Source organism: Methylotenera sp. (genome assembly GCF_036401095.1).
Lineage (GTDB): Bacteria > Pseudomonadota > Gammaproteobacteria > Burkholderiales > Methylophilaceae > Methylotenera.
This window is the reverse complement of sequence record NZ_DASWWA010000004.1, coordinates 58,982-69,395: the sequence shown is the minus strand read 5'-3', so window position 1 is coordinate 69,395 and position 10,414 is coordinate 58,982. Positions and strand designations below refer to the sequence as shown.

The window sequence follows — 10,414 nt, the reverse complement described above, 5'->3', positions numbered from 1 at the left end:
TTCTTCGAGCGTCCGCTCTCAAGCAACACTGTGCAAGCCGGTGGATTTACTGCCACTTACAATGATGGTGTAGATTACATTACGATTGACGAGTATCTTGTTAAAAAACCGTCAGTTACTGAATTAATTCCAGTTAAAGGTGACTCAATGAAAGACCTAGGGATACTGGATGGAGATACGGTTATTGTCGAAAAACGGCCTTTAGCTAATATTGGCGATATCGTGGTTGCAATCATTGATGATAAATTCACCATCAAGACATTGGGTAAAGAAAAAGATATGTTTGTACTTATCCCAGCCAATAAAGACTTTGACATCATCCGACCTAAAGAGCAATTTGCAATCTATGGTGTTGTTGCTGGGCAGTTTAGGAGTTACTAGCAATTGTTTTGATTTTCTTGCGATTATTTTTTAATTAACGGAAGTAAACGTTCATATTCTTTGATCACGGTATCGTAGCATTCACATACGTGTTTCATTAGTTTGGGGCGATCCAGCACCGTAATACGACCTCGAGAACGAGCAATCATGCCATATTTTTGTAATTTACCAGCTACGTCGGTCACACTTTCTCTACGAACACCCAGTAAATTAGCAATCAACTCTTGTGTAATTTTCACTTCATTGTCATGCAACCTGTCCACACTCATCAATAGCCAGCGGCAAAGCTGCTGTTCAATTCCGTGATGCCTGTTACACACTGCAGTTTGTGAGGTCTGTGCTATTAATGCCTGAGTGTAAAGCAAAGCAAGTTTTTGTAATTGCCCGCCCAAAGCAAACTCTTGTTTCAGAATTTTTCTACTGAGCCTGTAAGCAAAACCAGCGCACTGTACTTCGGTGCTACTTGGCATACTTTCACCGCCCATATAGATTGAAATTCCTATCATGCCTTCATTTCCAACAATCGCGGTTTCACTGGATGATCCATCTTCTAAAACATAAATCAGCGAGACTATTCCTTTAGTTGGAAAGTGAATAAATTTCACATGGTCACCTGCTTCAGAAAGCTTCCAACCTAAAGGCATTTCAATCAACTCTAGGTAAGGGAGAATTCGCTCATATTCTTCCTTCTTTAACGCTGCAAGTATGTTGTTTTGTCTAGGATCATGTATGGGATTATTTATTATGGACATTTAATGATTCCTATCACTGAAAATTTTGACTTACGAACAAATTAGATACATTGGATTCTGATTTATAGCTATTAAATTAGGTACTTTCAGAAAGCAAGTTGGGTAAGTGCAACTCAATAAATAGACTCAAACAGATTTTTGCACATGTGATCATTTTTGATTGTTGTTGGATTAGCTGGCGGAGATCTAATTAATTTTTCTGAACTACTTAACAGTACGCACACATTAAAAATGTAATTATTAAATTTAAGCTTTAGTAGCGTATGTACGATGGGTAACTTACATTCAAATAACTTAATACTTTAATGTCTGATAGGGGTAGCTCAAAGAGTTAGGTGTGAATGATTACAGAGCTTAATAATTAAAATTTATTATGCATACTTATTTAATCCGTAATTAGGAATTATCAATTCCCTATTGTTCCATATTTTGATTGGCTGTCTTATTGGATAATACATTTAGTTAATATGAGTTTTCACTACTTGATCTGTAAGCAGGATTCCATATTTAGATAGTCATTTTTGATTGTCTTTCACTCTAAAAGCAAGACAGTAATCAGGGTTAATTAGTAATTAAAGGAGTAGTCAATGACGAAAGCAATTAGTTATGCAGCACATTCTGCCAAAGAGCCATTATCTTTTTTTCAGTTTGAAAGACGTGAAGTTGGCCCTAAAGATGTACAAGTAGAGATCTTATTTTGTGGTGTTTGTCACTCAGACTTGCATACAGCAAGGAACGAATGGCAAAACTCTGTTTACCCAGTGGTTCCTGGGCATGAAATTGTTGGTAGAGTGACTAGTGTGGGTGCAGACGTCAAAACTTTTAAAGTGGGTGACTTAGCAGGTGTGGGGTGTTTAGTTGATTCATGTCGAGTCTGTGCGGATTGTGCAGATGGCCTAGAGCAATACTGTGATCACGAAGTATTTACTTATAACAGCCCTGACAAACATACCGGTAAAACGACTTATGGCGGCTATTCAAGCCAAATAGTAGTTGATGAACATTTTGTGCTGCATATCTCAGATAAGCTAGATTTAGCTGCTGTAGCACCTTTGTTATGCGCAGGTATTACGACTTACTCACCACTAAAACACTGGAACGTTGGTGCAGGAAGTAAAGTGGGCATTGTTGGCTTAGGTGGTCTTGGCCATATGGCAGTAAAACTTGCACATGCCATGGGTGCGCACGTGGTGTTATTTACGACCTCTAGTAATAAAGTTGAAGATGCTAAGCGATTGGGGGCTGATGAAGTTGTCATCTCTAAAAATGCTGATGAGATGAAAGCGCATCTTAATAGCTTTGATTTCATATTAAACACTGTAGCTGCAGCGCATAACTTAGATGTGTTTACCGAATTGCTAAAGCGTGATGGCACAATGTGCTTGAATGGTGTTCCAGAGCACGCGCATCCTTCACCTAATATTGGCAGTTTAATCTTTAAACGCAGACAAATTGCTGGTTCATTAATTGGTGGCATTAAAGAAACCCAAGAAATGTTAGATTTTTGTGCTGAGAATAATATCACTTCTGATATTGAAATCATCGCAATTCAAGATATCAATACGGCTTACGAACGTATGCTCAAGGGTGATGTGAAGTATCGTTTTGTGATTGATATGGCAACATTGAAGGCGTAGTAGCTACAAAGATGCCGCCATGGCAGTTGGTGAGTCTCAACAATAAAAATGAGATTTCTAAACTAGAAACTCTGATTAGATAAATATTAACTTATTGTTTTATGCCTATCAGGTGTCTGAATACTAATGCTGCCCTAAAGATGCAGTAGATTTAACGAAACGGCAACTATTTGGTTGCCGTTTCGTTAATACAATTTAGATTATTGCTTAGCTATACTACATAGCTTAAATCGCTGCCGCGATTGCCACTTTCAATGGTGTAGTGGCTCTGCCAATTAATTGGCTAAGTTGTCTGCTGTCGTCATAGAGTGCACCTTGGGATGCACCTGTATCTGAATCTGCAATCAGTTGTGCAAAGGCCTCTGGTAAGCCCACTTTGACCAGTAATGCTTGATACTCCTGCTCAGGCAGATTGATGTAGTTGATGGTTTTTCCGGTTTGTAGCGATACTTGAGCCGCTAGTTCGGTGAGTGTGTAGGCACTATCGCCTGCTAGTTCATATACTTTTCCTGCTTGATTTTCTGTAATCAGTACCGTTGCGTCTGCTTGTGCATAGTCTGCCCGACTGGCTGAAGCAATTTTCCCGTCTGCTGCACATCCATACAAGGCGCCGTGGGCAATACTTTGAGCTAAGGAACTGGTGTAGTTCTCGGTATACCAGCCATGACGTAATAGTACAAATGGCACATTAGCGCTTGCAAGATATTGTTCGGTAGCTTGATGCTCAGCTGCCAAGCCTAGTGGGGAGGTATCTGCATGTAATAGGCTGGTGTAGGCTAATAATTTAACGTTTGCTCTTTTTGCAGCATCAATCACTGTGCGGTGCTGCGCAAAGCGTTGGCCGACTTCACTGGATGAAATCAGTAATACTTTGCTAGCACCGGCTAAAGCTGCATCCCATGATTGAGGTTGGCTGTAATCGGCATAACGTACTTGAACGCCTAAATCGGCTAGGTCTTTGGCTTTATCAAGGTTGCGAACTGCTGCCACTATGCTAGATGCTGGAATTGTTTTTAAAAGTGAGGCAATCACTAAACGGCCTAATTGACCGGTTGCGCCTGTAATTACTATCATAAAAAACCTTTCAAATATGATGAATGAATTGGTGTAATGCATAATAATCTATATACTTACTATTAGTAAGTACATACAAAAAGGTAAGTATAATGACAACACAACAAGTAATTACATTATCTGAGCGCATGTTACGTGGTGAGGTGTTTTCAGATAAATGCCCATCACGTGAAATACTGAAACATGTGACTAATCGTTGGGGTGGGTTGGTGCTGGTAGCGCTATTGCAGGGTATGCACCGCTTTAGTGATTTACGCAGAAAATTAAACGGTGTGAGTGAGAAAATGTTGGCACAAACACTGCAAACATTAGAACTGGATGGTTTTATTTTACGTGTATCTTATCCGGTAGTGCCACCGCATGTAGAGTATTCATTAACGCCACTGGGTGAGGAGTTAGCAAAACAGGTAGAACTATTAGTTGATTGGATAGAAATAAATTTACCTAGAATACTAGAAGCCAAAAAATCCGATATTACTAGCGATAACGATGCGTAAATTTAGATTAATCAATAGGTTGAATAATTAATGCTTAGTGTTAGCTTTACAGAAATTAGAAATGCGTTTGAATTTGTGAGCTCAGGCTCACCATCGCAGCATCATGCCTATATCGATAAAGATACAGGCGCAATTTACTGGACATCCAGCGTGCTGACGCTAGAGGAAGAGGTACCTGACGACCTTGAAACCTCATCAAATTACATACAAGTGCCGCATAAAAACGCGTTAAAACTTGGTCAGAGCTTTGCTTTGTCTTTTATTGATCAAGAATTACCACACGAGTACAACTTTGTAGCCAGTTTATTTCGTAAGAGAGGTGCCTACAGGCGCTTTAAAGATATGTTGCAATACTCTGGCTTGCTAGAAAAGTGGTACGCGTTTGAGGCGCAGGCTTCTGATGATGCTTTGATAGCCTGGTGTCAGGAAAACGGAATGAATCTGACAGATATAGAACAGTAGAAGATTTAAATCACCATCTAATGTCAATATTGAAAATATCTAACGTTTTTTTAATTTACACTCAAAACTCACTTGGTCTGACAACTCTTTATAGCGGGAAAGTGCTCCCGTGGCAGAGGAGTAAGGGTCACTAGCTAGATATTTGATGTACTTTAATTGGCGCGGGCTCACTTTTTTACTAATCAAATCAGTTTTACACGTACAGGCATTTGCGTTACTTTCGCTGATATATTCGCTTTCGCATAAACTTCTTTCTCGATCTATCAAGCTTGCTGGCCAAGCCTCAGTATTTTTACTGTTAGGGCTCAGCGTTGCTCTGCTTTGCGCGAGCGTTGCATATAACAACTCCACTGAAGCGCGATTTTTGCCTAGTGCGGAGCTTTGTAATATATCTTTGTGCTGGATTGATAAAGTATTAGCCTCAACTCTAGCGTTGGCGATCAGTGTAGTTTGGCTTGGCAGTTCATAACCTTGACCAGCCAGCATAATGCGTTTTGCCGGGTTGGCATTCAATAGTTGGTTAGCCTCATCAATATCTGCATTAGGTAATGTATAAGTAATCGTTACATTACATGCATCCTCTGGTTGTTTCACGTCCGCTTTGGTTTGCAGTGCGACGCTCACTGATAACAATTTGTCTTCAATTGCATCTGTCATGGTGGCTACGCTACGTGACACTAGATACATTTCCTCATTTACTTTTAGTTGCTCAATCGATTTATAGTCTAGGCAAGCGTAGGCATTATTTAAGGAAAGCCAGCATAGTGAGGCAAAAGCTAAGAGACTAACTATTAGATTGCGCATGTTTAACCCTTATTACTTAACAAATATTGCTAGATATGAGCTATGCAAAAATAATAAGTTCTTCTATAGACGTGGTTTTTTAGCTTACCTTTGATGATGCCATATTAATAGCGACGACTGCTGGATGGTTGGCGCGACGCTCTACAGAAATGGCGTAGAATCGCTCGGCAACCTGATCGGTCTCACCAACTTTAATCACATTGTGCTGTGTAATCACTTCGTCCGCTATGATGGACGGCGCGCAGAATATACCAACACCAGCTTGGCCAAATGCACGCATCAGTGCGCTGTCATCAAATTCACCCACAATTTGTGGTTGGATACGCAATGTATTGAGCCATAACATCAGGCGTTTACGTACTGCGCTGTCCTCGCCTGGCACCAGTAACGGCGTGCTACTTAAATGTTGTGGAAATACCAGCTCAGGGGATTGTACAAGGGCATGGGCGGCAAAGAAGCTTAAGCCACACTCCAAGAGCTGTTGACTACGGCCTTTAATATCAATTTCGCTAGGCATTGGCCGGTCTGATAGCACTAAATCTAAACGATGAATGGCAAGCTCGCCGAGTAAAGACTCTAGCTTGCCTTCACGGCAAATAATTTTAATCGGCTCTGCTAATGACATTGCCGGCGCCAGTAAGCGATAGGCGATAGATTTTGGAACGGCATCGGAAATACCCACTCTAAATAAGCGAGAGCGCTCTTTGGAGCCTGCGCGTAGTGTTTCTTCTAGTGCATTGCCTGTTTGAAATATATCATCCGCATAAGTGAGTGCTAACTCTCCAGTTTCTGTCAACTCGATACCGCGCCCGGCTTTTCTGAATAATGAAACACCAAGTGAGGCTTCAAGAATTGCGATTTGTCCGCTGATGGTTTGTGGCGTTAAATGTAGCTGTTTGCTGGCTTTCACGATGCTGCCAGCTTTTGCCACCGCCCAAAAGTAATGGAATTGTTTGTAATTAATCATATAGGTGAACAATAGCTCGTAAAAACCGAATAATCAATCAGAAATATTCTGCTTTTATTGAATATAGAAACAGACTAAAGTAGCAGCATGATAATCATGCTTGATTTAACTAAGTGTTGATTAAGCGTTGATTCAACCGAAGGAGACCATATGAAACGTATTTTATATTTTCTAGCAACCAACTTAGCCATCGTGTTTGTGCTTTCTATCACTATGCGCATTTTGGGGGTAGAGCCGTATTTAAACGCCAACGGTTTGGACTTGAGTAATTTATTGGTATTTTCTGCCATCATGGGTTTTGGCGGTGCGTTTATCTCGCTAGCCATTTCTAAATGGAGCGCAAAGCGCATGTCTGGCGCGGTAGTGATTGAAGAACCACGTACCCCGACCGAGATCTGGCTGGTAAAAACCGTGCGTGCGCAAGCAGATTCCGTTGGTATCAAAATGCCGGAAGTGGCAATTTTTGATACGCCTGAGGTAAATGCGTTTGCAACCGGCATGACTAAAAACAGCTCTTTAGTTGCGGTATCAAGTGGCTTATTGAATGCCATGACGCGAGATGAAGCTGAGGCGGTACTGGCGCATGAGGTATCACATATTGCCAATGGTGACATGGTGACGCTGACCTTGATTCAAGGCGTGGTGAATACGTTTGTGATGTTCTTATCACGTGTGATTGGCTATGTTGTGGATAAAGTGGTGTTTAAAACTGAACGCGGCACTGGCCCTGCATTTTTTATCACCATGATGATTGCGCAATTTGTATTGGGTATCTTGGCATCGATGATTGTGATGTGGTTTTCTCGTCAACGTGAGTTTAGAGCAGATGCTGGCGCGGCTAAATTATCAAGTAAGAACAAGATGATTGCAGCGCTACAACGCTTGCAGGCACAGCACGAGCCTTCAGCATTACCTGAGCAAATGGCTGCCTTTGGTATATCTGGCAAGGGTGGGTTATCAAAACTATTTGCTAGCCACCCAGGTTTGGATGAGCGTATTGCCGCATTACGTGAAGCACAATAAGTAAAAGCGGCCGCTATTCGGTGGCCGCTGCAGTAAAACTAGGCTGAGAGATCTAAATGGTATTTCTCGGCCTTATTTATGTTCGGTAGCGTTATCTTAAGCAATACCGATTAATTAATAGTGAAGTATGAATGAGAGGCACACGTGGGTGAATTAGGGTCGGTAGGTGCTTGGTGGATGTGGGCAGGTTTTGGCGTATTTGTCATCGTGATGCTGGCTATAGATATGTTTGCCTTAGGCCGCAAAGGCGCACACAAAGTAGGGGCGCGTGAGGCGCTTATCTGGTCGCTAGTATGGTTTAGTTTGGCCATGCTATTTGGCGCGGCACTATGGGCGTGGCTAGACCATACCAGTGGCCGAGCGATTGCAGATGCCAGAGCCATGGAGTACCTGACCGGCTATCTGCTTGAAAAGACCTTGGCCATGGATAACATCTTTGTATTTGTGATGATATTCAGCTATTTTGCCGTGCCGCTGGAATATCAAAAGCGCATATTGGTGTATGGGGTGCTAGGCGCGATTATTTTGCGCGCACTAATGATATTGCTAGGGGCCTGGTTGATTGCAGAGTTTCACTGGGTACTATATGTGTTTGGCGCGTTTTTATTGATCACCGGTATTAAGATGTTTGTGTTTGCCGACCATGAGCCTAATTTAGCGACTAATCCATTATTAAAATGGCTGCGTCAGCATATGCGTATTACCGATAACTTTCATGCGGATAAGTTTTGGATTACGCAGAACGGTGTACGCTGGTTTACGCCTATGTTCTTGGTGTTGGTGTTGATTGAGTTCTCGGACGTGATTTTTGCGATGGATAGTATCCCGGCCATTTTTGCGATTACCGATGATCCATTCATAGTGTTTACCTCCAATATTTTTGCGATATTAGGTTTGCGTGCTTTGTATTTCTTACTGGCAGATATGGCTGAGCGCTTTCACTTGCTTAAATTCGGTTTGGCGCTGGTATTAATCTTTATCGGCACCAAAATGCTGATCGTGGAATGGTTTAAAGTACCGGTGGCCGTGTCATTGGGAGTGGTGGTGGCAGTGCTGGGTACCAGCATGCTACTAAGCTTGATTGCGACCAGAAAGCCTGACTAGCATTAACGTGACTGCAATAAAAAAGCCCGCATTGTGCGGGCTTTTTTATTGCTTAATATATGTGATTAAAAAGACATACGTTTCATGGTGCCGTCTTTATCAATCCACTTATGTTTTAATGCACCTAAAATATGTAGGATGATGGCAATTAGAAAGATAACGCCGATAATCTCATGCGCTTCTTTGAAGATGTCGCGCAGCGTACTGTTATCTAAACCGGCAATAATATCGATGCCAAACCACTTTACGCCGTACTTGCCGCTCATGGCCATGATTAAGCCGCTCACTGGCATTGCCACCATTAATAAATACAGCAGGTGATGAGTACCGGTGGCTAGTTTCTTTTCCCATGCTTTGTATGAAGCAAGCAACGCCGGTGGGCGGTGTGTAATGCGCCAGAGCACACGCAGAGCAATCAGGGCTAATAAGGTAACGCCGATAGATTTATGCAGATTAAAGTAAAAGTTTCTTGGGCTGGCTTCCTCAGCAAGATGCCAGGTGTAAACACCTAAATCGAACAAATCAAAAGCAGTTTGCTTGGCCGCCTCTTTGGGCAGTTCTGTCATGTACCAACCCAGTGCAAACATGGCAATCACCACAAGTGCAATTAGCCAGTGCAGAATAACCGCGGGTTTTGTATAGCGTGAAGAATCTTGATTCATAGTAATATCCTAAGTAACACTTCAATTGACGTCTAATTGTGACTGTAGTCATCACAAATGATTGCATAAGCGTCTTATTTTAATCGCTAACTTTAACGCAAGGAATCATTCATGAGAATTTTAATGATAACCATGAGCCTATTTTCAATAATGGGCTGTACACATGCGCAAATACAGCATGAAAACTTTGCGCTTGAGACGGTAGCTGAAGGTGTTTATGTGCACCATGGGCAGAATTTAGATATTGATACTGGCTATCAGGGCGATATCTGTAATATTAGCTTTATTGTCGGCAGCAAGGGCGTAGCGGTGATTGATACTGGCGGCAGCCTGAAAGTGGGGGGGCAGTTGCATGCAGCGATACGTAAAGTAACCGCGCTACCAGTGTTGTATGTGGTTAACACGCATGTGCATCCAGACCACATTTACGGCAACGCTGCTTTTTTACCTAAAACCGCTACTGAAGCCAAGCCTGAGTTTGTAGGCCATGAGAAATTAGGCCATGCCATGGACTTGAGAAGTGAGCAGTACACCAAACTGAATGAGCGTTTGTTGCATGAGGGCGCTAAAGGTAGTGATTTAGTTAAGCCTACATTACCAGTCACCAGCAAGTTAGAGTTGGATTTGGGTGATCGGGTACTGACAGTAACTGCACATCCGCCTGCTCACACCAATACTGATATTAGCTTGCTGGATAGCAAAACGGGTACCTTATTTGCTGGCGATTTGTTATTTATCACGCGTACACCAGTAGTGGAGGGCGATATTAAAGGCTTGATTGCGGAAATTATTAATTTGAAGAGCAGCCCGGCAAAACAGGTAGTGCCAGGCCATGGTCCGGTGACCAAGGATTGGGTAGCGGCTTTAACCGATGCTGAGCGCTATTTAACCGTGTTATTGAGCGATGTACGCGCTAACATTAAGCGCAATATTAGTATGGAAAAAACCATGGATACGGCGGCAGAGAGTGAGCGCAGTAAATGGCAGCTATTTGAGATTGCTAATAGACGCAATGTAAATACGATATACCCGGTGCTGGAGTGGGAATAAA

Annotated in this window: 12 protein-coding genes; 7 read left to right on the top strand and 5 right to left on the bottom strand. The window is 42.2% G+C overall.

The window, feature by feature from the left end:
- A partial coding sequence (locus tag VGD82_RS05005) for a LexA family protein (RefSeq protein ID WP_331019357.1) occupies positions 1-381 on the top strand: 381 nt, incomplete at its 5' end.
- 23 nt (positions 382-404) lie between these two features.
- Here VGD82_RS05005 and VGD82_RS05000 read toward each other — a convergent pair.
- Complete coding sequence (locus VGD82_RS05000; protein WP_331019356.1) at positions 405-1,133, bottom strand: Crp/Fnr family transcriptional regulator; 729 nt, start codon at positions 1,131-1,133, stop codon at positions 405-407.
- Positions 1,134-1,720: 587 nt separating this feature from the next.
- On the opposite strand from VGD82_RS05000, the gene VGD82_RS04995 reads away from it, so the two are divergent.
- Complete coding sequence (locus tag VGD82_RS04995) at positions 1,721-2,770, top strand: NAD(P)-dependent alcohol dehydrogenase (protein ID WP_331019355.1); 1,050 nt, start codon at positions 1,721-1,723, stop codon at positions 2,768-2,770.
- A 225-nt stretch (positions 2,771-2,995) separates the two neighbouring features.
- Here VGD82_RS04995 and VGD82_RS04990 read toward each other — a convergent pair whose 3' ends face one another.
- Positions 2,996-3,844 carry an SDR family oxidoreductase gene (locus VGD82_RS04990; RefSeq protein ID WP_331019354.1) on the bottom strand — a complete coding sequence of 283 codons (849 nt, stop codon included), beginning with the start codon at positions 3,842-3,844 and terminating at the stop codon, positions 2,996-2,998.
- Between the two features lie 92 nt (positions 3,845-3,936).
- On the opposite strand from VGD82_RS04990, the gene VGD82_RS04985 reads away from it, so the two are divergent.
- Together VGD82_RS04985 and VGD82_RS04980 are read left to right on the top strand one after the other, a co-directional pair.
- The gene (locus VGD82_RS04985; RefSeq protein ID WP_331019353.1) at positions 3,937-4,341 is read left to right on the top strand and encodes a helix-turn-helix domain-containing protein; all 405 of its coding nucleotides are present in this window, start codon (positions 3,937-3,939) and stop codon (positions 4,339-4,341) included.
- A 30-nt stretch (positions 4,342-4,371) separates the two neighbouring features.
- Positions 4,372-4,803 carry a UPF0158 family protein gene (locus tag VGD82_RS04980; RefSeq protein ID WP_331019352.1) on the top strand — a complete coding sequence of 144 codons (432 nt, stop codon included), beginning with the start codon at positions 4,372-4,374 and terminating at the stop codon, positions 4,801-4,803.
- A 39-nt stretch (positions 4,804-4,842) separates the two neighbouring features.
- Here VGD82_RS04980 and VGD82_RS04975 read toward each other — a convergent pair whose 3' ends face one another.
- Positions 4,843-5,490 carry a hypothetical protein gene (locus VGD82_RS04975; protein ID WP_331019351.1) on the bottom strand — a complete coding sequence of 216 codons (648 nt, stop codon included), beginning with the start codon at positions 5,488-5,490 and terminating at the stop codon, positions 4,843-4,845.
- 196 nt (positions 5,491-5,686) lie between these two features.
- On the bottom strand, positions 5,687-6,574 hold the full coding sequence (gene nhaR / locus VGD82_RS04970) for a transcriptional activator NhaR (protein ID WP_331019350.1): 888 nt from the start codon (positions 6,572-6,574) through the stop codon (positions 5,687-5,689).
- Positions 6,575-6,724: 150 nt separating this feature from the next.
- Between nhaR and htpX the strand changes: the two genes are divergently transcribed.
- Both htpX and VGD82_RS04960 read left to right on the top strand, forming a co-directional pair.
- Positions 6,725-7,597, top strand: coding sequence for a protease HtpX (gene htpX, locus VGD82_RS04965; RefSeq protein WP_331019349.1), 873 nt, complete (start codon positions 6,725-6,727; stop codon positions 7,595-7,597).
- 144 nt (positions 7,598-7,741) lie between these two features.
- Complete coding sequence (locus VGD82_RS04960; RefSeq protein ID WP_414684458.1) at positions 7,742-8,701, top strand: TerC family protein; 960 nt, start codon at positions 7,742-7,744, stop codon at positions 8,699-8,701.
- 65 nt (positions 8,702-8,766) lie between these two features.
- Here VGD82_RS04960 and VGD82_RS04955 read toward each other — a convergent pair whose 3' ends face one another.
- Positions 8,767-9,363, bottom strand: coding sequence for a cytochrome b (locus tag VGD82_RS04955; RefSeq protein WP_331019348.1), 597 nt, complete (start codon positions 9,361-9,363; stop codon positions 8,767-8,769).
- 111 nt (positions 9,364-9,474) lie between these two features.
- Between VGD82_RS04955 and VGD82_RS04950 the strand changes: the two genes are divergently transcribed.
- Positions 9,475-10,413: a quinoprotein relay system zinc metallohydrolase 2 gene (locus VGD82_RS04950; protein WP_331019347.1), complete on the top strand. Its 939-nt coding sequence runs from the start codon at positions 9,475-9,477 to the stop codon at positions 10,411-10,413.
- The last annotated feature ends 1 nt before the right edge of the window (position 10,414 follow it).

Coding starts and splice junctions, on each gene's coding strand:
- VGD82_RS04985 (WP_331019353.1), top strand. CDS start 3,937: ATGACAACACAACAAGTAATTACATTATCTGAGCGCATGTTACGTGGT.
- VGD82_RS04975 (WP_331019351.1), bottom strand. CDS start 5,490: ATGTATCTAGTGTCACGTAGCGTAGCCACCATGACAGATGCAATTGAA.
- htpX (WP_331019349.1), top strand. CDS start 6,725: ATGAAACGTATTTTATATTTTCTAGCAACCAACTTAGCCATCGTGTTT.
- VGD82_RS05000 (WP_331019356.1), bottom strand. CDS start 1,133: ATGTCCATAATAAATAATCCCATACATGATCCTAGACAAAACAACATA.
- VGD82_RS04995 (WP_331019355.1), top strand. CDS start 1,721: ATGACGAAAGCAATTAGTTATGCAGCACATTCTGCCAAAGAGCCATTA.
- VGD82_RS04980 (WP_331019352.1), top strand. CDS start 4,372: ATGCTTAGTGTTAGCTTTACAGAAATTAGAAATGCGTTTGAATTTGTG.
- VGD82_RS04955 (WP_331019348.1), bottom strand. CDS start 9,363: ATGAATCAAGATTCTTCACGCTATACAAAACCCGCGGTTATTCTGCAC.
- VGD82_RS04990 (WP_331019354.1), bottom strand. CDS start 3,844: ATGATAGTAATTACAGGCGCAACCGGTCAATTAGGCCGTTTAGTGATT.
- nhaR (WP_331019350.1), bottom strand. CDS start 6,574: ATGATTAATTACAAACAATTCCATTACTTTTGGGCGGTGGCAAAAGCT.
- VGD82_RS04950 (WP_331019347.1), top strand. CDS start 9,475: ATGAGAATTTTAATGATAACCATGAGCCTATTTTCAATAATGGGCTGT.